This window comes from Bradyrhizobium sp. Bra78 (assembly GCF_024519855.1).
Classification (GTDB): Bacteria; Pseudomonadota; Alphaproteobacteria; order Rhizobiales; family Xanthobacteraceae; genus Bradyrhizobium; species Bradyrhizobium japonicum_G.
Window position 1 is genome coordinate 176,461 of the sequence record NZ_JALJRE010000007.1, and the last position, 20,459, is coordinate 196,919.

Genomic DNA, 20,459 nt, shown 5'->3' on the forward strand with positions numbered 1-20,459 from the left:
CATTATCCGCTAGGCTGGCACCAACGCCCTTAGCCGCGCGCGCAGCGCTGCGCTCAGCAGCGGGCTTGCGAGCGTGCCGACCACGATCAGCCAGACCGCGCACTCCACGATGAAGTGCGTCAGCCCGCTTCCCGGCACGAGTGCAGTGATCGCCAGCCCGATCAGCCAGCCGGACGCCACGATCGCGAAGGCCATGAGTAGCAGGAACCCGATGTGCCTCAACGGATGATGCAGGGTCTGGCGCATGACCATCAGCGCGAGCAGGCCGAACTGAACGAGGATGTCGCTTGCGACCACGGCGAGCGCGGCGCCCAGCGGTCCAAGTTGCGGGATCAGGGCGAAGGACAGCACCAGGAAGACGACGAGCTGAAGTCCCTTGGTGCGGATCAGGAGATCGCCGCGATTGCTGTGATTGGCAAAGCCCAGCGCCAGCAGCGACGGCGCGACGGCCGCCGAGCCGAGCAGCAGCGTCACCGTCATCGGCGCGTCGTAGGGGATGCTGCCATGAGTCCACAACGCGAAGAAGTCAGGCCAGAACGGCAGCAGGCCCGCGACGATCAGACTGGCGAGCCCGGTCACGAACACCGAGCCGTGGGCGTAGAGCCGGCGCAGCCGCTCCTTGTCGCCGACGGCATGGTCGTGGCCGAGTTCGGCGGCAAGCGGCAACGTGACCTGAAGACACAGGCCGCGCACCAGGCTCGCGATCACGCGCGTCAGGCCCCATTGCGCCACCGCGACGCGGTTGGTGACCAGCGCGGAGACGAGCAGCACCGGGACGTTGACCAGCGCCAGCTCGGTGATGTTGGCGACCGCGAAGGGCAGCGCGCGGCCGAACTGACCGACGCTCCAGCGCAGGGATGGCGATGCAAATGACGGCCTGCCGGCACGGCGCAGGAACGGAAACAATCGCGGCGCGTCGAACACGGTCAGGAAGATCGTGAAAAGCAGCTGCATCGACACGAAGGCGATCGCCACCGCGAGCAGGCTGCCGAACGTCGCCAGCGCGGCAAGCTGCGCGATCTGGCCGAGCAGCAGCGCGCCGTTTTGCAGCCAGACCGTCCGGCCATATCGGCCGCGCACACGATAGAGGCCGGAGACGAGATTGGCCGGCAAGGTCAGGAGCATGCCGAGCGTCATCACCAGCATCGCAGCATCGAAGGTCGGCGCCTGGCGGAAGCCGAGGACGGCTGACGGCGGCGCGAGGTAGATGGCCGTGCACAGCAGAACACCCGGCACCGCGACGATTGCGAGATAGATTCGCAGCAGGGCCGAATAGAAATTCGCCGTGCGCCCATCGCAATCGACGCAGGATTTGAAGGCGAGAAAACGGTTGATCGCACGAAGCTGAAGCCCTGCGTCCGCCACGACGACGAGACTGCCGGCCGCATAGATTGCGAGCCAGGCCGCGAGCAGGTCGCCGCTCCAGACATGCAGGAACGCCGGGATCAGCAGCAACTGCTGGGTCAACCCCAGCACCATCTGGACAAGGTTCGCGGACCAGCCCTGCAACAGCCGGCGGACGCGGCCGGCGCCGCCGGATCCGCTCGCACCGCCGGCCTTGCCGGGTGCGTCAGTTTGCGTGTCGGTCAAGCCGCGCCCTTCCCGATCAGCCCCGGCGCGCGGCAGCGCTCAGAGCCCATCCGACTCGCCGTTCTTCGGCGTCGAACGCGGCACGAAAGGCGCGAACGAGGAATCGGTCGGGCCCGGCATCGTCGGCTTGCCGGCGGCATCCGTGGTCGGGCCCGCCGGAGCGGGAGCGTCCTGCGGCTTGAGCGCCAGCACCTCGCTGCGCTCGCCCTGCTTGAACGTCACCTCGCGCGGCTGCACCGAGGTCAGCGACCAGCCGTCGAGCGATTCGCCCTGCCTCAGGCGCACGACCTTCTGATCCATGCGATTGACGAGAATCGCGATGGCGTCCCCCTCGCCCACCACGGCGCCGACCAGCAATAGCGGCGGCGGTGCCTGGACCGGCTTGGGCGGCGGCGCGGGACTCTCTTCCACCGGCGATGCCGCAACCGCGCGCGGCGGCGGCCGGCGCATGGCAGAGAAGATCGGGCGCTCCTGTGTCGCGGTCAGGGCCGAGAGCGGCACCGACCACAGCGGATTGCCGCGGGGGATGGGCTTGCTCGGAGCCTGCTGCACGGGGCGCGAGATCGGCCGCGTCGCGCCGACATCGACATTGTCGGCGGGGCTGCGCGCAGCGTCGTCGGGCAGGACATCCATGCGCGACGAGGTGGCCGCCATGGTCCCGGCGGTGCCCAGAACCACGCACAGCACAGCCAATCCTGTCGGCCTCAACCACCCGGCCATCGACATTCCCCTGCGACCACCAGCCGCGCCACGACGGCGGCTAGGCGTCCGAGCCAAACTAGTTCCGATCCGTAGCGCCATCAACCCAAAGCGCCAGACCGCCCCCACGGGCACGCCTATTCCCCCCATATGTTGCAATGCGTGAATATGTTGCCCGAGGGCCACGATCGTCCAAAATGCAAGGCGGAACAGCGCGGAACCCGACCCACATGGACATCCGTTCATTGCCGCACGCTGCGACGCCATGAGATCATCGCGCGGCGCAGGGTCCGCCCGCTCCCCATTTGCGCATTTGCGATGATTTCTTTGCTGATTTGAGAATACCGGATGGCTGGACCGACAATGGCAGGTGGGCGGATCGGATACGGGCTGCGATCCGGGCTGCAATCCGTTCTGCGCCGCTCCCTGGCGGCCCTGCTGGCGACCACGGCGCTCGGCGCCGTCGCGGCGCACGCCGCGGACGGCGACTGGAACGGCGCGACCAGCGACTGGACGGACGGCACGAACTGGTCGTCCAATCCGAGCGTGCCGGACGGCACCGCGACCTTCACAAGCACTGGAAGCACGGCCGTCGACAACAACAACGGCGTCGTCGTGATCGGCACAATCCGGTTCACGACCATCGCGCAGGCCTACTCGATCACGGTCGGCAACCCGTTCATCGTCAACGGGACAGGCATCATCAACGATTCCGCCACGACGCAGAATTTCCAGGTCACCTCCGGCAACACTCTGGTGTTCCAGAACAGCAGTACCGCGCGCGGCGGCATCGGCGCCGGAGCCGTGATCATCACGAACGATACCGGCGGCACCGTCAGCTTCCTCCAGAACAGCACGGCGGGAACGGCAAGCCTCGTCAACAGCGGCTTCGTCACGTTCGAGGATTCCAGCTCTGCGGGGAGCGCCCAGATCACCAACAACGCCAACGGCCAGATCGATTTCTTCACCAGCGCTTCGGCGGGCAGCGCCACGATCAACAACCTGGCGTCGGCCACGCTGAACTTCCACAACAGCACCACAGCCGCCACTTCGACCGTCGTCAACGACGGAACGGTGAATTTCGACGGCTCCGCCACGGCCGGCAGCGCCACGATCACCACCAACAACGGCGCGACGACGAACTTCTCCGGCACGGCGACCGGCGGCAGCGCGCAATTCATCACCAATGCCGGCGGAACGGTCGACATGTCCGGCCTGACCAGCGGCGGCATGACGTCGGGCTCGATCGAAGGCGCGGGCAATTATGTCCTGGGCGCCAACACGCTCACCACCGGCAGCCTCAACACCTCGACCCAGGTCGACGGCGTGATCTCCGGCACCGGCGGAGGACTGACCAAGGTCGGCACCGGCACGCTGACGCTGACCGGCACCAACACCTATACGGGCGCGACGACGATCTCGGCCGGAACGCTGGCGATTTCCGGCTTCGGCAGCATCTCCTCGTCCAGCGTCGTGACGGTGGATGCCACGCTCGACATTTCCGCCTCGTCCGTGCCGTTCAACGCCATCACGACGCTCGCGGGCAGTTCCAGCGGTATCGTCAACATGGGCGGCAACGGGCTCGTGATCACCAACGGCTCGACCGAGTTCGCGGGCGTGATCCAGGGCACCGGCGGCCTGGAGGTGTTTGCCGGAACGCAAACGCTATCCGGCGTGAACACCTACAGCAACGTCACCCAGATCGACGCGGGCGCGACGCTGGCGTTGAAGGGCAGCGGCTCGATCGCGAACTCGCTCTATGTCGCGTTCTCGGGCCCCGGTGCAACGCTCGATATCTCCCAGACCACGTCCGGGGCTTCGGTTACACAGCTGTTCTCGTTCGGCGCCAACGGCGTCGTCGCGCTGGGATCGAAGACGCTGACGATCACGGCTGGCAACTCCTTCGGGGGCGTGATCCAGGACGGCGGCATCGGCGGCGGCACCGGCGGCAACCTCGTGATCGCAGGCGGCGCAACGCAGCAGCTCTACGGCACCAACACCTATACCGGCACGACAACCATCGCGACCGGCGGCGAGCTGGATCTCATCAACGCCGCCGGCAGCGACGGCAGCATCGCGACCTCGAGCAACGTCATCGCCAACGGCGTGTTCGACATCTCCGCCCTGAGCGCCGGCACCTCGATCAAGTCGCTGGCGGGTTCGGGTAACCTCAATCTCGGCGCCAACACGCTGACGATCAGCAATGGCAACGGCAATTTCGCGGGCGTGATCGACGATGCCGGCGCGGGCGGCGGTCTGACCATCGCTGGCGGCACGCAGACTCTCTCCGGCGCCAACACCTACAGCGGCGCGACCACCGTGAACGGCGGCACACTGGTGGTCGATAGTTCGATCGCGAGCGCGACCACCGTCAACACCGGCGGCACGCTCGCCGGCAGCGGCACGGTCGCCGGCGTCGCGGTCAACGGCGGCACGCTCGCCCCGGGCAGCGCGGCGAGCCCGTTCGGACCGCTGACGATCAACGGATCCCTGACCTTCACCGCGGCCTCGACCTATCTGGTGCAGGTCTCCTCGACGAATGCCAGCCTCGCCCAAGTGACGGGCGCGGCCGGGCTCGGCGGTGCGACGGTGAGCGTGAACTTCACCTCGGGGACGGTCAAGAAGCAGTACACGATCCTGACTGCGGCCGGCACCCTCGTCGGCACCACCTTCAATCCGACCGTCCTCTCCAACATGCCGACGCTCAACGCGACGCTGAGCTACGACACCAGCAACGTTTTCCTCAACGTCAACGTCAATTTTGCGCAGGCGGGCGGCCTCAACGTCAACCAGCAGAACGTCGCCAACACGCTGAGCAATTTCTTCAACGCGACCGGCGGAATCCCTGCGGCCTTCGCCGCGCTCTCGCCCGCGGGACTGACGACCGCCTCGGGCGAGCTCGGCACAGGCATCATCCAGTCGGCGATCAACGCCGACGGCCAGTTTCTCAATTTGATGCTCGACCCCACCGTCATCGGCCGCTCTGGCGGCTTCGCCAAGGCGGGCAGCGTCGCGCAATTCGCCGAGAGCGACGATGCTTCCGCCTACGCGTCCATGCGCCCGGCCAATGCGCGCGAGCGCGAGGCCTATGCCATGGCGACCAAGGCGCCGCTGCTCTCCTCGCTGCCGAGCAGCCGCTGGAGCGTCTGGACCGCCGGCTATGGCGGCTCGGCGCAAGTCGGCGGCAATGCGCCGGTTGGCTCGCAGGACCTTTCCGCGAGCGTCTGGGGCGGCGCTGCCGGCGCCGACTACAGGATCTCGGTGGACACGCTGGTCGGCTTTGCGCTCGGCGGCGGCGGGCTGAGCTACTCGCTCGCAAACGCCATGGGCTCGGGCTCGGCGGACCTGTTCCAGGCCGGCGTATACGGACGGCACAATTTCGGACCGGCCTACATCTCGGCCGCGCTCGCCTATGGCTGGCACGACGTCACCACCAACCGCACCGTGGCGCTCGCCGGCGCAGACCAGCTCCAGGGTCGCTTCAAGGCCGACACCTTCTCGGCCCGCTTCGAGGGCGGCTACCGCTTCGCAACGCCACTGGTCGGCATCACTCCTTATGCGGCGGCGCAGGTCACGAACTTCAACCTGCCGAACTATTCGGAACTCAGCCTCAATGGCGGCGGGCTGTTCGCGCTGAACTACGCCGCGCAATCGGTGACCGACACCCGTTCCGAGTTCGGCCTGCGCGCCGACAAGGCCTACGCGATGCAGAACGGCGTGCTGACGCTGCGCGGCCGCGCCGCCTGGGCGCACGACTACAATCCGAGCCGCGCCGTCACCGCGCTGTTCCAGACCCTGCCGGGCACCAGCTTCGTCGTGAACGGCGCCCGCGTCGACGCCGACTCCGCGCTCGTGAGCGCCAGCGCCGAGATGAAATGGCTGGGCGGCTTTTCGGTCGCCGGCACCTTCGACGGCGAGTTCTCCGGCAACGTCACCAGCTATTCCGGCAAGGGCGTGCTCAGGTACGCCTGGTAAGCTGCCCCGATAGGCTGACGGGACGGCCTTACTTCGCCGCCTGCCACTGGCCGGAAACGCCGAGAATGACCCTGACGCGGCCGGTGCCGACGTCGCTCAACGCCGTGGTCTGCGGCACCTGGACGTCGAGCTGATCGACGTACAGGAATGGCATGCCGGCTTCGAGATCGTAGAGCAGCTTCTGGAGCGCCGGCTGCTCCAGCTCGCAGCTCACGACGAGGCCGACGAAACCGTCCTTGGTCTGCGCGCCGGAGACGTCGACCTGCGAGGACTGGACCGAGCCGCCGACATCGCCGACCGCGGCCGCAACCCGCTGCAACAGGTTGGCGCCCGCGACCGTCACGGTCGGCCCCTCCAGGAACGGCGTGCCGGGATGCTCGGCGGACAGGGCCGCGGCACCCTTGGCGCCGCCCTTGCGGCCGCGCAGCTGGTCGAGCAGGTCGGAGGTCTGCGCCAGCGCCTCGCGGTGGGCGATGACGTCGGCGATCGACAGCGCCGCCATCAGCAGCAGCCCGCTTGTGACCGCGAGATAGAGCGTGACCGCGATCAGGGGCGAGCCGGCGAGCGTCCGCCCAACCGCATTTCCGCTTACGACCTTGGCGCTGCTCATGGCGCGTTCCTCGGTTCGATCTGCGCCTCGATGTGGAAGCGCTCGCCGGGATCGGAGGGGCTGCGCGTCGTCGGGGCGGAGAAGGTCGCGCGGGTGAAATGCTGGGACTGCTCGATCAAAGGGATCAGCGACGGCGCATCGCGCGTGATGCCGGCGATCTGGACCTTGTTGCCGGCCAGATGCAGCTCTGTGACATAGGTGTGGTCCGGCAACAGCCGGCTCAGCGATTCCAGCACGATCACGCTCGACGGCGTCTCGTATTTGCGGCGCTCGAGCAGCGCGAGCGGCGAGCGCTCGCCGCCGTCGCTGCCGCGAAGTGCGGCGCGGCGCTGGGCGATCTGCCGTTCGAGCTCCCCCTCCTGCGCGCTCAGACTGTCGGCCAAATAGCCTGCCGCGACCGATCCGACCACCGCTGTGACCGCGGCGAGAGCGAGCACCGCCTGCAACGTCCGGCTCAACCGCACGGGGTCGATCGCGCCGCGCGATTTCTGCTCGAACACCTTGATGCGCCCGCCCTCGGGCGCCTCCGTCGCGACCGCGATCGCAGTCGGATGGAAGCCGGACACCGCCTCGACATAGCCCGTCGCCAGCCGGCGCGGTGCAGCCGCGATCACTGTGGTGATGCTCTCGCTGCCATGCGCCACCGGGGCGCTGCAACCGAATACGGCTTCGCTCGCGCTCCAGGGCGTCAGCCGGTCGATCTGCGCCCGCACGATGCCGTCGAGGAAATCGGCCGCGCGCGCCGGCAACTCCAGCGAACGGAACAGGAAACGCGCGGGCCGCAGCACGATCTCGACGCGGCTGCCGCGGACGATCTGCGCGAGATCGGCGATGAACTTGCCGTCCTCGAATGCGATTTCCTTCGGGACGTTCTCCACCTTCGCAGCGTCCAGTGCGAACGTGCCGGTCTCCGTCTCGACCAGTCGCACCACGCGCGGCGATACCATCCGCTCCAGGCCGGCCACGACCGAACCGGCCACGGTGCCGGTCCATGCATCGAGAATGCCGCGAATGGAATTAAGCGAGCTCATCTCACAGAGGCTTTCCGGCCGAGCCGTCAAAGGCGTTGTGCCACGACAATACACGATATGGCTCATCGCCGCTCTCGAGAAGCAGGATGACGATCTCGGCCGAGCTCCGCCGATGCGACGGCGCTTCGACCGCGACCGTCAGCCGGTACGCCTTCGACCCCTCGGCCGTCGCGTTGGTGCTGCCGGCGAGCCCGACCAGGGATCGCGGATCGATATTGGGATCTGCGCGGTCGCGCAGCACCTGTTGCAGCATCCCGGGCGTCATGCCGGGCAGTGCCGCCACCACCTGCGGTGCGGCGTCGAGCACGTTCACGGTCCGCATGTTGCTGAACACGGTGACGAAGGGCAGCGCGCGCTCCACGACCGGGGCCGGAATGCCGCGCACCAGCCAGAGCTCGTCGCTGTGCGGAAACGGCGCGTGGCGCGGCAGATAGGGCGCGCCGAGCGTGCGATAGTAGGAATCCTCCGGATTGTCCTGGCCGGGCTCCGTCGACGAGCGCCAGGCGAGGATCCGGTCGGCATAAACGGACGCGTCCGTCGCCGGGACACCGAGCGCCATCATCAGCCCCGCGAGCATCGGCTTCGGTGCCATGTTGAGATCGACGCGCGCGGCCTCCGAGCGGAAGGTGACGCTGACGCGTCCGGCGCCCACGCGGGCATTGAAGGTGCCGCTGGTCGGACGCGTGGCCTCGTTCTGCGCTGTCAGCCGGTAAGCCGCGAGTTCGAGCCCGGCGTTCACCAGTGCATCCGCCTGCAATCGGTCGGCGGTGACGGCGACCGTGACCGCGGTGTTGGTGACGTAAGTCAGGTAGATCAGCGCGAGCGCGGCCAGCGCCGCAAGCATCCAGAGCACCACGACGACGATGAAGCCGCGGCCGTCGCGAACTCCCGCACGCGCGTGCCTCGCTCCGCTCACAGCTGCTGCTCCTCTTTCTCCGCCTGCTGCGGCCGGGTCCGCGCCGTCACGCAGGTCGTCGGATTCTTGGCCCGCGCGCATTCGGCCGGAGCCGTGATGTGCGGGGTCACCGCACCCGAGACCGAGAGTATCTGGCCGGTGGCGCTGTTGCGCACCGTGATACGGACCCGATCCGGCAACTGCGCCTGGCCCCGCCAGGTCGGCAGCCACTGCCCGTCCGGCCCGGCATAGGCGAAGCTCACGCGGAACGGCGCGCGGATCAACACGACCTGGTCGACGAAGCGGATCTGCCCGTCGGCCGGCATCGGCTGGAACGGCGCGCGCTCGCGCACCAGCGCGAGCCCCTGTGCGTCGGCCTTCTCGACCAGGCGGATGAATTCGAGCCCCGGACGCGCGCTCGGGCCGAGCGCCGTGCGCAGGAAGGTCACCGACAATTCGGCGCCGTCGAACAGCGGCGCCCTGGCGTCGGCGTTGACCGTCATCTGCTCGGCGACCGACAGGTCGGCGATGATGCGATCGAGGCCGGTTGCGAGACGCTCGGCCCGCTGCACGCGCGCGATGCCGCGATTCCAGTTCGGCAGCCATTGCGCCGTCACGGTCGCCAGCGCCGCCAGGATGACGGTCATCAGCAGTGTCGCGAGCAGCACTTCGAGCAGGGTGAAGCCTGCTTCGTCTGCCAGTGCGCGGCGCAGGCGCTTCATTGCCGGGCCCTTCATTGAGAAGTCCTCGGCACCAGCTTCACGGTCGTGATCTGGATCGCGCTGCCGTCGGCGCGCTGGAGGCGCAGATTGACGGCCAACGGCACGAAACGGTCGGTGGCGGGATTGCCGCCCGCCACGTTCATCGGCGCAACGTCGACGCGCCAGCGGCTGCCGGCCAGTTCGCCGCTCTGACGGCCGGGCTTCAGCAAGGAGCGCGCCGGCAGGTCCGCAAGCAGGGTCTCGGCGGTCCCGGCGAGGGCCAGATGCTGGTCGATCGCACGCGTGCCCTTCGCCGTCGTGGCGATGACCGAGCCGATCGAGCCAAGCATGACCGCGATGATCGCGAGCGCGACCAGCGCCTCGATCAGGGTGAAGCCGGCGGCGTCAGAAAACCTTCTGCGGGACAATCTCGACGCCTCCGGTCAACCAGTTGACGCGCACCTCATAGCCCATGCCCGGACGCGCCAGCGCGATCGTCCCGCCGCACGACATGCCCGAGGGAAAGAAATCAATCGATCGCCCGGTCGCGCGATCGGCACAGCGCGCGGCCAGCATCGCCTGCACGACCACGTCGGCCGGCAGGCGGATGGTCCGCCCGGTGACACCGGAACGGATCGCGCGCGCCTCCGCATCCACCAGGGTCGCGACCCGCACCTGCCGGCGCAGCGCCGCGTTGCGGTCGGCTTTCAGCAGTGCCGCGGTCTCGACCGCATAGCTCTCCAGCCTGGCGCGCGTCGTCGTGCGGGGGACCGCCGGGAGGATGATCGCCGCGAGCAGGCCGATGATCGCGAGCACGCACAGGATCTCGATCAGCGCGAAGCCGCGCGTATCGCAGATGCCCTCAGCGCGTGCCGCTGACAATGTCGGCCGCCGTTCCACTGCCGCCTTCCTGACCGTCCGACCCGAGCGAGATGATCTCGTAGGGCGCGCTCGGGCCCGGCGAGCGATAGACATAGATGTGCCCCCAGGGATCACTCGGCACCACGCCGCCGCGCAGATAAGGCCCATTCCAGCCGGCCTGATTGGTATTGCGGGTCAGCGCGGCTAGGCCTTCGTTGGATGTCGGATAGCGCCCGAGATCGAGAAAATAGAGATCGAGCGCACTGGAAAAACTCTCGATCTGGATCTTCGCCGCCTTCGCCTTGGATTCGCTGAGATAGTTCAGCACGCGTGGCCCGACCAACGCCATGATCATCCCGATGATGGTGATGACGACCAGCATCTCGACCAGGGTGAAGCCCGCCTCCCCGAAGGCCCCGCGCCGCCGGCCGCGCCTCGACGATGGATGTTTGGTCACTTCAAGCCTCTCCCATTCCCATGGCCTAACCGACTATCTGACTCACCGACATCAACGCGGTCATCACCGACGTGATCAGGCCTCCGACCACCAGCGAGATCGCGATGATCGCCGCCGGTCCCGCGATGCCGACGGCACGGTCCAGCGTGCGCTGCAACTTGACCTCGTAGAATTCGGCGACGCGTCCGGACAGCATCGGCAATTGTCCTGTCTCGTCGCCGAGCCGGAGCATGCGCACCGCCATCGCCGGCAGCGCCTCCGTCTCGGCGAGCGCGTCGGATAGCTTCGAGCCGTGGCGGACCCGGTCGGCCGCATCGCTCCAGACTGTAGACGGGCCGGTGGTTGCCATCATGTCGATCAGGATGCGCATCGTGGTGGTGAGATTGACCCCGCTGCCGAGCAGCAGGCCGAGATTGCGGCAGAACAGCGCCGTGCGGTACGCCCTCATCACGTTGCGGATCGCGGGCAACCGCACGATCGCATTGGTGATGCCGCGGCGGACGCGCTCCCGCCGGAGCAAGAGCCACGCCGCCGCGATGGTGGTCGCAAGCCCGGCCAGGACCGCATCGGAATTGCCGCGCAGGAAGGTCGAGATGTTGAGGAAGACACCGACGATCGGATCGACCTTGGCGCCGAAATCCTGCAACACGCTGGCGAACTGCGGCAGCACGAAGGTGAGGAAGAACAGCAGCACGCAGCCGGCCGCGCCGAGCACGAAGAGCGGATAGCGGATCGCATCCGACAGCCGGCGCCGCAACGCCTCGCTGCGCGCGCGTTCGCCGGCCAGCACCTCCAGAACCTGATCCAGCGAGCCCGAGGCCTCGCCGACCCGCACCAGCGCGATATACATCGGCGGAAACAGCCCCTCATGCCGCGCCAGTGCCTCGGCAAAGCTCTCGCCCGCAACAACGCGCGACCGGATGTCGGCGACGACGGGGCGCAGCCGGCCGAGATCGGGATCGGCCACCAGCAGTTCCAATCCGTCATTGATGCGGGCGCCGGCGCGCAGCAGCAGCGCCAGATCGCGGGTGAGGATGGTGATGTCTTCGGGCTTCGGCCTGTTGAACAGGCTGAGCACACTGCCGGTCGCGCCGCCCTCTTCCGGCGTGACGTTGTCGACCAGCACGAGGCCGAGCCGCTCGATCCGCTGCGCGACGTCGCCGGGCGCGGGCGCGGCGATGGCGCCGGAGACCAGTTCGCCGTTGGCATTGAGTGCGCGGTAGCGATAGTTCGGCATGCGCTAGCGCACCGTCGTGACGCGGAAGACCTCGGGCACGGTGGTGAGCCCGGCCCGGCACTTGGCGACCGCGTCCTCCAGCATCGTCGTCATGCCACTCCGCATCGCGGCAGCGTCGATCGAATGGGAGTCGGTCTGCGGGCCGATCAGCGTGCGCACCTCGTCGGACATTTCCAGGATCTCGAACACGCCGTTGCGGCCGCGATAGCCGGTGCCGCCGCAGCGTTCGCAGCCGCCGGCCTCGTGCACGACCTCGCCGCACTTGAAACCGATCACCGCAATCCGCGGATCCCTGGCGAGATCGGCCTCGGTCAGCGCGTGCGGCACCTTGCAGCGGTCGCAGAGCATGCGCACCAGGCGCTGCGCCACCACGGCACGCAACGTGGACTTCAGCAGGAACCCCTCGATGCCGAGATCGATCAGGCGCGGCACGGCCGCCGCCGCGGTCTCGGTGTGCAGCGTCGTCAGCACGAGATGGCCGGTCAGCGCCGCATGGATCGCGATATGCGCGGTCTCGGCGTCGCGAACCTCGCCGACCATGATCACGTCGGGGTCCTGGCGCACGAAGGCGCGCATGGCCGAGGCAAAGGTCAGCCCGATCGACGGCTTGACCTGGGACTGGTTGATGCCGGGAATTTCGTATTCGACCGGATCCTCGATGGTGAGGATCTTGCGCGTCGGCTCGTTCAGGATCGACAGCATGGTCGCAAGCGTCGTGGTCTTGCCGCTGCCGGTCGGTCCGGTGACGACGACCATGCCGTGCGGCATCGCCAAGAGGCGCGTCATCGCGCTCTCGTCGCGCGCACCGAGCCCGAGCTTGCTCATCTCCAGCAGGCCGCGATCGCGCGGCAACAGACGGATGACGGCACTCTCCCCATGCTGCGTCGGCATGGTCGCGACGCGGACGTCGATCTCGCTGCGTCCGACCCGCACGCGGGCGGCGCCGTCCTGCGGCAGGCGCCGTTCTGCGATGTTGAGGCTGGCGAGAATCTTGATGCGCGAGATCAGTGCCTGCGGCGGGATGCCGTGCGGCGACGGCAGCGCGCGCAACAGACCGTCCACGCGCATGCGCACCGTGAGCCCGGCACGGAACGGTTCGACGTGAATGTCGCTTGCGCGCAAGTCCATGGCGCGCTCCAGCAGATCGTTAAGCGCACGCACCACCGGCGCGCCACTGGCGAGATCGCGCAGGCTCTCGATGTCGTCGTCGGACTGCTGCGCAACGCCCCTGCCGCTTCGATCGGCATTTGCGTCGTCGGCCTCGGCCCGTTGATCGAGGACCGTGGTAATGTCCTCATATGACGCCACGACGACATCGACCGGCGTTCCGAACACGATTTCGGCGGCGCGAATGGCTGCCGTGTCGGAGGGGTCGGCGACAGCCAGCCGAAAAACGTCATCCGACGCACTGAAGGGGAAGATGGTGGATTCGCGCAGGAAACGGCGCGAAAAACCGTCGAGGCGAGGTGTCGCCGCGAGCAGTTGCGGAAGGCTCAGCCGCGTCAGGCCGAAATGATCGGACACTTCGTCGGCGAACTCCGCGGCGGAAAGATCGGTCGCCTCCCACAATTCGCGCAAGGGGCGCGTGATCGCGGGATTGGCGGATTTGTCGGCATGGGCATGCGCCCGCTGCGGCAATGCGTATTTTTCCAGGAGGTGCTGCCGGAAGCTATCAGCGGAGCGGTCGCGCATCGCACTCACAGCGTTGACCTTGTTACCTGAATGCAACAACTTCGGCGGGTTACGGAAGGCCCTTTGCCCTTGACTTATTTCTTAGCAAAAACATAATCGTGGCGCAAATTATTGCGCGTCCGAACCAAGGGGGATCGGATGCCATCTCCAGTCACATCCAGCGTTGGCAGGCGTATTTTGTTTGAGGTGGTCCAGCCGCTCTTGCGTCTTCGCTCAGCGTTGACTGGAACGCTCGTTCTGTTGTCGTCCGCCTTCCTGCTCACGGCCTGCATCGTCACGGCGGACCAGTCGATCGAGGCGGATCCGAAGGATCCGCGCGCGCAGGACATCGCCGACAAGGTCCGCTCCCTCGACCTTCAGCCGCGACAACCTTCGGATGCAGGGGCAAGCGGCATTGCGCAGGCGAAATCGTCAAGGCCTGCGATCTATCTCAGCGATGGTGCAACGCCGCAAGGCGGCGCGATCGCAGAGCGCGACGACAGCGGCGGCAGCGGTTACGACCTCAATTTCGAGAACGCGCCGGTCGCCACCGTCGCAAAGGTCATCCTTGGTGACGTACTCAACATCGGCTACACGATCGACCCGCGCGTACAGGGGACCGTCACGCTCGCCTCGGTGCGCCCCGTCCCCAAGGCCGACGCGGTCTATGTGCTGGAGAATGCGCTGCGCATGTCCGGCGTGGCGCTGGTGCGCGACCGCACCGGCTACCGCCTGCTGCCGGCGCCGGAAGCCGGTCCCGGCGGCATCGATCGCTCCGCCAACGCCGCCGCCGGCCAGGGCATCACGGTGGTGCCGCTGCGCTATGTCTCGGCCCAGAACATCTTCAAGCTGCTCGACGCCTTCGGCGTGAAGGCCTCGACCATGCGTCCCGACAGTGCCCGCAACACGCTGCTCGTCAGCGGCAGCGGCACCGACCGGGCGACCGCGGTCGACACCATCCTCTCCTTCGACGCCGACTGGATGCGCGGGCAATCGGTCGGCATCTTCCCGGTGCGCAACTCCACGCCGGAGCCGCTCATCACAGAGATGGAAAAGATCATGGATTCGGGCGAAGGCGGCCTGAGCCAGAGCGTGGTCAAGTTCCAGTCGATCAGCCGCCTCAACTCGATCCTGGTCGTCAGCCAGAAGCCGGAATATCTCAAGCGCGCGCAGGTGTGGATCGCGCGGCTCGACCGCTCCGACACCGACGGCGTGAACCTGAAATCCTATCCGCTGCGCTACGGCAATTCCAAAGCGGTGGTGGCGCTGCTGAACGAGATCCTGTTCAGCCAGAGCGCGACCAGCACCTCGTCGCTCGACAATTCCGCGAGCCAGATTTCGCCGGGCGCGGGCATCGCGACGTCCTCGTCCGGGACCAATCCGGTAGCCTCGCTCAGCGCACTTCCGACTGCGGCTGCGGGTGCGGCAACCCCGGTCACCGGTGCGCCCGGCTCGCCGCTGGCCGCGCGTTCCACCCCTGCCGTGGCCGGCGCACCCGGCCAGGACAACGGCTCCGGCTCGCTGCTCGGCACGGCTGCGAAACCGGCCGGTGCGGTGCTCCAGAACGTGCGGATCACCGCCGACGTCACCAACAACGCCGTGCTGGTCTATGCCAACGCGGAATCGCAACGCGTCGTCGAGCAGACGATCCGGCAGATCGACCGGCCGCAGCGCCAGATTGCGATCGAGGCGACCATCGCCGAGGTCACGCTGAACGACCAGTTGAACTATGGCGTGCAATTCTTCCTGGCGAGCCAGAAAGGCTCGATTTCCAACACGGTCTCCGGCATCAGCAACAGCGCCACGGTCGGCAGCAACACCGAGCCGGCGAGCAACGCCGTCAATGCCGCGGCCGGCGCCCTGCTCGGGCGCGCATTGCCCGGCTTCAACTTCCTGATCGGTGCGGAAAACTCGCCGCGCGTCGTGCTCGACGCGCTGCACGGCATCACCAACGTCAAGGTGCTTTCGAACCCGTCGCTGGTGGTGCTGGACAATCAGGCGGCGACGCTGCAGGTCGGCGACCAGGTTCCGTTCTCGACCGGCACCGCGACCGTGCTGACCGCCAACAACACCGTGGTCAACACCATCGACTACAAGAACACCGGCATCATCCTGCGCGTGCTGCCGCGCGCCAACGCCAACGGCAACGTCGTGCTCGACATCGAGCAGGAGATCTCGAGCGTCGCCGCCGGCAGCGCCAACTCGCTGACGCCGACGATCTCGCAGCGCCGGGTCAAGAGCTCGATCGCGGTGACCAGCGGTCAGACCGTGCTGCTCGCCGGCCTGATCAGCGAGACCGAGAACAGGCAGCGCCAGGGCCTGCCGATCCTGGATTCCATTCCGGGCGTGGGCGACGCCTTCTCGCATCAGACCAACACACGCGCCCGCACCGAGCTGATCCTGTTCATCCGCCCGACCGTCATCAAGGACGGCGTCGATGCGCATGTGATCGCCGAGGAAATGCGCAGCAAGATGAACAGCCGCCTGGTCGGCACCAGCAATCCGGTCGTCACGGTGAACCCGCCCACGGCGGCGCGCTAGTGGCGTGACGGACCCGGCCGCGAACGACGGGACGGGCTCTCCGCTCGCGCTCAGCCTCGCGCTGCTGCTGGGTGCGCTTGCAAGCCTCGTCGCAGCGCCGGGCGCCGAAGGCCTCTACGGCGCGTTCCTCGCCGCGCTGATGTTCGCGATCGCGGCGCACGATGCCCGCCATTATCTCATTCCGAACGAGCTGACCGGCGCGGCCTTCGCGCTCGCTTTGCTCCGCGCGGGCGGATTCGCGCTGGAGACGGGCGCCGACGCGATGCTCTGGGCAGTCGTCCGCGCCGTTTCGGTCGCGCTCCCGCTCCTGCTCCTGATGCTGCTCTACCGGCGCTGGCGCGGCCGCGACGGGCTCGGGCTCGGCGACGTCAAGCTCGCCGCGGTCTGCGGCGCCTGGCTCGAGCTCACGACGGTGGCCGCAGTGATCGAGCTTGCGGCGCTGGCCGCGATCGGCGCCTACGTCGCCAATGCCGCGCTGCGAAGAAAGCGGCTCCGCGCCACGGCCTTCCTGCCGTTCGGGCTCTTCCTGGCGCCGGCGATCTGGATCGGCTGGCTGGGCGAGGTCTGGTACACCAACTGGCTCGGCGGCTGGCCGGGTTAGGGTGATCCGGCAAATCGTCATTCAGGGCGGCAGACAAAAAACCCCGAAAACAACCCCATGCACAGTAGCCGGGTGCAGCCTTGTCAATGACTTGACGACCGGCGCGGACACTTTGCGGATTTTACGAATCCCCTTTGACACGTCGGGCAAAACACCGGCATGATGTCATGATGGCGATAGCGCCACCCGCCCCCGGTGCCGAGCGCGGCCGATGGCGTGGCGCTTGTCAGGGCCGGCGGATCAGTGCTCTCGGCTCGGCGCCCATTCCAGCGCCCGCAGACGAGCCTGGGCGATCTCTCCCCGGGTCATCTTGGTCGTGACGGCATCGCGGATCCGGGCCCGCGCCTCCCGCGCCGGCGGCGGCGCGGCGGCCGTCGACAGATTGAGCCATTTCGAGGCCTCGACGATGTCCTGCGGCACGCCCTGGCCGCGGTCGTAGAGCAGCCCGAGGGAATATTGCGCGCGGCTGTCGCCCTGCTCGGCCGCCCGCCGGTACCACATCGCAGCTTCCGTGTAGTTCCGCGGCACGCCGCGGCCGGTCTCGAACTGGAAGCCGAGATAGGTCTGCGCCGCCGCATTGCCCCGCTCGGCGAGCGGAATGAAGATGCGCGAGGCCCTCACATAGTCCTGGCGCTGGAAGGCGGAGACGCCCTGGCGCAACGACTGGGCGTGGGCACCGGCCGGCGCCGCGAGCACGGGTGCCGCGATCACGAGGACAAGAACGGCAAGCCGCAGCGAGCTGACCAGACGACGACAATCCAGATCGGGGCGTGTCCAACTCATTACCGGCTTCTCATTGATAACATGTGCCACAGGTTATTCCGGCCGGATGACGGAATCCAGATCATGATTGCCCGTCTCCAGCAGACGCTCTTGCCGGCGGCCCGCCGCGCCACTCGCGCGACGGCCGGCCGAGAGCAGCCTTTATCCAGTCCGACACGCGATGATAGTGCCGCTCAAAAAGCAGCGCGAAAACATATGCGACGGCGTTCGCCACAATGATGGCGCACAATGCTCTCCAGACCGTCTCGCCCGGCCAGACACTGAAGATCAGCCGCAATATTGTGAGATGGATCAGGAAGAGCGAGTAGGAATAGTCGGCAGCGACAGTGATCAGCGCGGCCAGCCGATACGGCATGATGCGAACATGTTGCGACACCAGAACCAGGCTGAGGAACGACAAAACCAGCATGGGGTATTGCCGCAGGCTGGCATCGTCGCCCGGCGTGCGTTCGATCAGCCACGTCGCCAGGGTGACGACGAAGGCCAAACACCAGAACAGGACATTCGGCCGGTACCCGATCACGCCTTTTACGACGTAATAAGAGGCAAAGGCCATAAGCCACAGCACGAACAGCGCGCGATCGGTGCCCGGGATGTTGGAGAAATAGGCGAGCGGCATGAAAGAAAACGGCGCAGCAACGAGGCTGCACAATAGAACGTTCTTACCGCAGAGCAGAAAGTATATCGCACCCACGAAGAAGTAGATGTGAAACTCAAGTGCAACCGAAGTCAATTGCCCGGCCGTCCCGAATGTGCCTACACTCAGACAGCAAGGCACGTTCTGCTGCATGAACAAGTTGCCTATGTAGGTTTTCAAATCGACCGGATCCGCGACAATTTCGATGTCGGACCATCGGAGACCAAGCGTCGCGAGTCCAATAGCCAATATGGCCGGCAGGTAAGCCGTATAGATCCTCGCGAACCGCTCAATGCCGAAGTCGACCAAACCGTAGGAAGGCGACTCTGACTTGCTATCGAGGGTGTAGGCAATCAGGAAGCCGGACAGAACAAAGAACAACAAGACACCATCAGCGGGGACATAGGTCTTCCCAAGCCCTCCAACACCCCAAGCATGTCCGATACAAACCACTTGCGCCGCGATTGCTCTCAAGAGATTCAAGGTGACGGAGGTATCGTTTTTCGCCGGGTCCAGGCTAATCATGGAATCGAGCGTTCCTGACCGTGTCGATGTTGCTTCGGTGTCTAGTCTCGCTCTGTGAATTCCATCCCGGGCTCGAGGCGAAAAGCCAGTACCTATCGACGAGTATTGGAATTCCCAATCCCTGCCGGAGCAGCAATCCGGGCACGTGGCGAGAGTTAGACGAACGGCCAGACTTAATGGAAGACGCGGCGCCGTGCTATACGCGCTTGCGGCAAGGGCGGACCAACCGTGCACGTTTTGCGCGCATAAGACAAAAGCCCCGGGCGAAGATCGCCCGGGGCTTTGTGCATACGGTAATGGGGGAGATGGACTACTTGTAGCCGCCCGCCGACCCTGGTGTGGTGTCCGGACCGTTGCCGTTAATCTGATTGTCGCCATAGGACAGCACGGTGCCCGCCGTCGCAATTCCCGCATTGTTCACGATCATGGACCGACCGATGCGGATATTCGCGACACCACCCTGAGCAACGCCGGTACTGAGGCTCTCGGAGATGTTGCTGTTGTTGACCTGCAGATTGACCGATCCCTGGGCATTCACGCCGACGAAGTTCTTGTTGATGGAGGAATTGTTGATGAGAACCTTGGCACTCCCGCCATTTGGATTGATCAGAACGCCGGTGCCGTCGATGCCAGAGCCGTTGTGCGAGATGATACTATCCCGGATCATCAACAATGCTCCGGCGTTGCTCGGGGTGAACGAGACGCCAATGCTACCCGCGGAGTTGAAATCCCTGATGAAGCAATGCTCGATGACCACCGAAGCCGCCTGCAGGACCGTGACGCCCTTCAGTCCGGTGCCGAAGCCCTCGATGTCCAGGCCGCGCAGCACGATGTGGTCGGTCGCGGCAGCGTTGATGATGACGCCGTTGGTGCCGGCCGCCAGGATGCCGCCGATGGTGCCTTCGCAATAGATCGAGATCGCCTTGGTGATGGTCACGACGCCGAAGCCACCCGGGTCGAGACAATTGATCTCGCCGCCAGCCGCCGTTTTCGAGATCGCGCCGGGAAAGGTCTTGCAGGGCGCGGTGCGGCTGCACGGATTGGCGTCGTCGCCCACGCCGGACACCCAGGTTCTTGAGGCTTGCGCGTGAGCCGGCTGCGATGCGATCACTGGTATGAACAATCCCGCCACCAGCGCCCAGAGTGCAATTCGACGCATTTCGTCCTCCCGAGATGAAGCTGAGATATCAGCTTGTTGCCATGCACAAATCTTCGCTGCCGCAGCGCGCGCTTGGCGCGTGCACGCATCATTTTCACATATCGCTGAAACTTCCCCCGCCGTTTTCGGCGTCCGCAATAGGCTTTCGTGGTCTAAATGGCTCGATACGCAACGCTATTTGGAAAAGCGGAAACGGACTTTGTCGGCATTTCGTCACGCAACCGTTGCGTGATGTAGCGCAGGCTTTCTAGTGGTCGCGCCGGGTCAGACAAGGTTCAATTTTGACGCGCTTTTTTTTACTCTTAAACTTGCCTTCGCCGTCGCGAGCATAGTGCAGGCGCGGGATTGAAGACAATGAGGATCAGCGGGTCGCGAAAAATTATCCTCCATGTCCCACTGATCGCGACGTTACACCCAAGTTGTGACGGAAAGGCCCACGCCGGGTCTGCGCCGATTCGACGCGAGGAGGGCCGCGCCGTCAGCCGA

Annotated in this window: 17 protein-coding genes; 3 read left to right on the top strand and 14 right to left on the bottom strand. The window is 66.4% G+C overall.

Translation table 11 applies throughout. The annotated features are described in order from the left end of the window. Nucleotides 1-9: 9 nt before the first annotated feature. Both OC450_RS17785 and OC450_RS17790 read right to left on the bottom strand, forming a co-directional pair. Nucleotides 10-1,590, bottom strand: a complete 1,581-nt coding sequence (locus tag OC450_RS17785; protein ID WP_262048362.1) for a hypothetical protein — start codon at nucleotides 1,588-1,590, stop codon at nucleotides 10-12. Between the two features lie 39 nt (nucleotides 1,591-1,629). Continuing rightward, the gene (locus tag OC450_RS17790; protein WP_211384959.1) at nucleotides 1,630-2,310 is read right to left on the bottom strand and encodes a hypothetical protein; all 681 of its coding nucleotides are present in this window, start codon (nucleotides 2,308-2,310) and stop codon (nucleotides 1,630-1,632) included. Between the two features lie 327 nt (nucleotides 2,311-2,637). On the opposite strand from OC450_RS17790, the gene OC450_RS17795 reads away from it, so the two are divergent. Next, entirely contained in the window at nucleotides 2,638-6,264 is a 3,627-nt protein-coding gene (locus tag OC450_RS17795; RefSeq protein WP_262048363.1) for an autotransporter domain-containing protein, read from the top strand. A gap of 28 nt (nucleotides 6,265-6,292) precedes the next feature. Here the strand turns inward: OC450_RS17795 and gspM are convergent, their stop codons facing one another. The 9 genes from gspM to OC450_RS17840 are packed head-to-tail and all read right to left on the bottom strand — an operon-like array spanning nucleotide 6,293 to nucleotide 13,748. Then, complete coding sequence (gene gspM / locus OC450_RS17800) at nucleotides 6,293-6,874, bottom strand: type II secretion system protein GspM (RefSeq protein WP_211384958.1); 582 nt, start codon at nucleotides 6,872-6,874, stop codon at nucleotides 6,293-6,295. Next, a complete protein-coding gene (locus OC450_RS17805) occupies nucleotides 6,871-7,905 on the bottom strand; it encodes a PilN domain-containing protein (protein ID WP_262048364.1) in 1,035 nt (344 codons plus the stop codon). The genes gspM and OC450_RS17805 overlap by 4 nt, the downstream gene beginning before the upstream one ends. A gap of 1 nt (nucleotide 7,906) precedes the next feature. Beyond that, a complete protein-coding gene (locus OC450_RS17810) occupies nucleotides 7,907-8,821 on the bottom strand; it encodes a general secretion pathway protein GspK (RefSeq protein ID WP_211384956.1) in 915 nt (304 codons plus the stop codon). Beyond that, a complete protein-coding gene (locus OC450_RS17815) occupies nucleotides 8,818-9,537 on the bottom strand; it encodes a general secretion pathway protein GspJ (protein WP_256808947.1) in 720 nt (239 codons plus the stop codon). Before OC450_RS17815 ends, OC450_RS17810 begins: the two co-directional genes overlap by 4 nt. Continuing rightward, the gene (locus OC450_RS17820) at nucleotides 9,534-9,929 is read right to left on the bottom strand and encodes a type II secretion system protein J (RefSeq protein ID WP_256808949.1); all 396 of its coding nucleotides are present in this window, start codon (nucleotides 9,927-9,929) and stop codon (nucleotides 9,534-9,536) included. Before OC450_RS17820 ends, OC450_RS17815 begins: the two co-directional genes overlap by 4 nt. Beyond that, nucleotides 9,907-10,401, bottom strand: coding sequence for a prepilin-type N-terminal cleavage/methylation domain-containing protein (locus OC450_RS17825; protein WP_262048365.1), 495 nt, complete (start codon nucleotides 10,399-10,401; stop codon nucleotides 9,907-9,909). The genes OC450_RS17820 and OC450_RS17825 overlap by 23 nt, the downstream gene beginning before the upstream one ends. Beyond that, a complete protein-coding gene (gene gspG, locus OC450_RS17830; RefSeq protein WP_211384953.1) occupies nucleotides 10,364-10,819 on the bottom strand; it encodes a type II secretion system major pseudopilin GspG in 456 nt (151 codons plus the stop codon). The genes OC450_RS17825 and gspG overlap by 38 nt, the downstream gene beginning before the upstream one ends. Nucleotides 10,820-10,844: 25 nt before the next feature. Beyond that, nucleotides 10,845-12,056 carry a type II secretion system F family protein gene (locus tag OC450_RS17835; RefSeq protein WP_211384952.1) on the bottom strand — a complete coding sequence of 404 codons (1,212 nt, stop codon included), beginning with the start codon at nucleotides 12,054-12,056 and terminating at the stop codon, nucleotides 10,845-10,847. Between the two features lie 3 nt (nucleotides 12,057-12,059). Next, nucleotides 12,060-13,748, bottom strand: a complete 1,689-nt coding sequence (locus OC450_RS17840; RefSeq protein ID WP_410050515.1) for a GspE/PulE family protein — start codon at nucleotides 13,746-13,748, stop codon at nucleotides 12,060-12,062. Nucleotides 13,749-13,886: 138 nt separating this feature from the next. Here OC450_RS17840 and gspD point away from each other — a divergent pair, with 138 nt between their 5' ends. After that, nucleotides 13,887-16,268, top strand: coding sequence for a type II secretion system secretin GspD (gene gspD, locus OC450_RS17845; protein WP_410050516.1), 2,382 nt, complete (start codon nucleotides 13,887-13,889; stop codon nucleotides 16,266-16,268). Between the two features lie 4 nt (nucleotides 16,269-16,272). Further along, nucleotides 16,273-16,869: a prepilin peptidase gene (locus tag OC450_RS17850; RefSeq protein WP_262048368.1), complete on the top strand. Its 597-nt coding sequence runs from the start codon at nucleotides 16,273-16,275 to the stop codon at nucleotides 16,867-16,869. A gap of 240 nt (nucleotides 16,870-17,109) precedes the next feature. On the opposite strand, the gene OC450_RS17855 is transcribed toward OC450_RS17850, so the two are convergent. The 3 genes from OC450_RS17855 to OC450_RS17865 form a co-directional block, all read right to left on the bottom strand. After that, nucleotides 17,110-17,652: a tetratricopeptide repeat protein gene (locus tag OC450_RS17855; protein ID WP_262048369.1), complete on the bottom strand. Its 543-nt coding sequence runs from the start codon at nucleotides 17,650-17,652 to the stop codon at nucleotides 17,110-17,112. A gap of 61 nt (nucleotides 17,653-17,713) precedes the next feature. Next, nucleotides 17,714-18,814 (bottom strand): acyltransferase family protein, encoded by a 1,101-nt coding sequence (locus tag OC450_RS17860; RefSeq protein ID WP_262048370.1) that lies wholly within the window; start codon nucleotides 18,812-18,814, stop codon nucleotides 17,714-17,716. Between the two features lie 310 nt (nucleotides 18,815-19,124). Continuing rightward, complete coding sequence (locus OC450_RS17865) at nucleotides 19,125-20,111, bottom strand: hypothetical protein (RefSeq protein WP_249129187.1); 987 nt, start codon at nucleotides 20,109-20,111, stop codon at nucleotides 19,125-19,127. Between the last annotated feature and the right edge of the window lie 348 nt (nucleotides 20,112-20,459).

Coding starts and splice junctions, on each gene's coding strand:
- OC450_RS17840 (WP_410050515.1), bottom strand. CDS start 13,748: ATGCGCGACCGCTCCGCTGATAGCTTCCGGCAGCACCTCCTGGAAAAA.
- OC450_RS17795 (WP_262048363.1), top strand. CDS start 2,638: ATGGCTGGACCGACAATGGCAGGTGGGCGGATCGGATACGGGCTGCGA.
- OC450_RS17790 (WP_211384959.1), bottom strand. CDS start 2,310: ATGGCCGGGTGGTTGAGGCCGACAGGATTGGCTGTGCTGTGCGTGGTT.
- OC450_RS17815 (WP_256808947.1), bottom strand. CDS start 9,537: ATGAAGGGCCCGGCAATGAAGCGCCTGCGCCGCGCACTGGCAGACGAA.
- OC450_RS17855 (WP_262048369.1), bottom strand. CDS start 17,652: ATGAGTTGGACACGCCCCGATCTGGATTGTCGTCGTCTGGTCAGCTCG.
- OC450_RS17860 (WP_262048370.1), bottom strand. CDS start 18,814: ATGATTAGCCTGGACCCGGCGAAAAACGATACCTCCGTCACCTTGAAT.
- OC450_RS17805 (WP_262048364.1), bottom strand. CDS start 7,905: ATGAGCTCGCTTAATTCCATTCGCGGCATTCTCGATGCATGGACCGGC.
- gspM (WP_211384958.1), bottom strand. CDS start 6,874: ATGAGCAGCGCCAAGGTCGTAAGCGGAAATGCGGTTGGGCGGACGCTC.
- OC450_RS17835 (WP_211384952.1), bottom strand. CDS start 12,056: ATGCCGAACTATCGCTACCGCGCACTCAATGCCAACGGCGAACTGGTC.
- gspD (WP_410050516.1), top strand. CDS start 13,887: ATGCCATCTCCAGTCACATCCAGCGTTGGCAGGCGTATTTTGTTTGAG.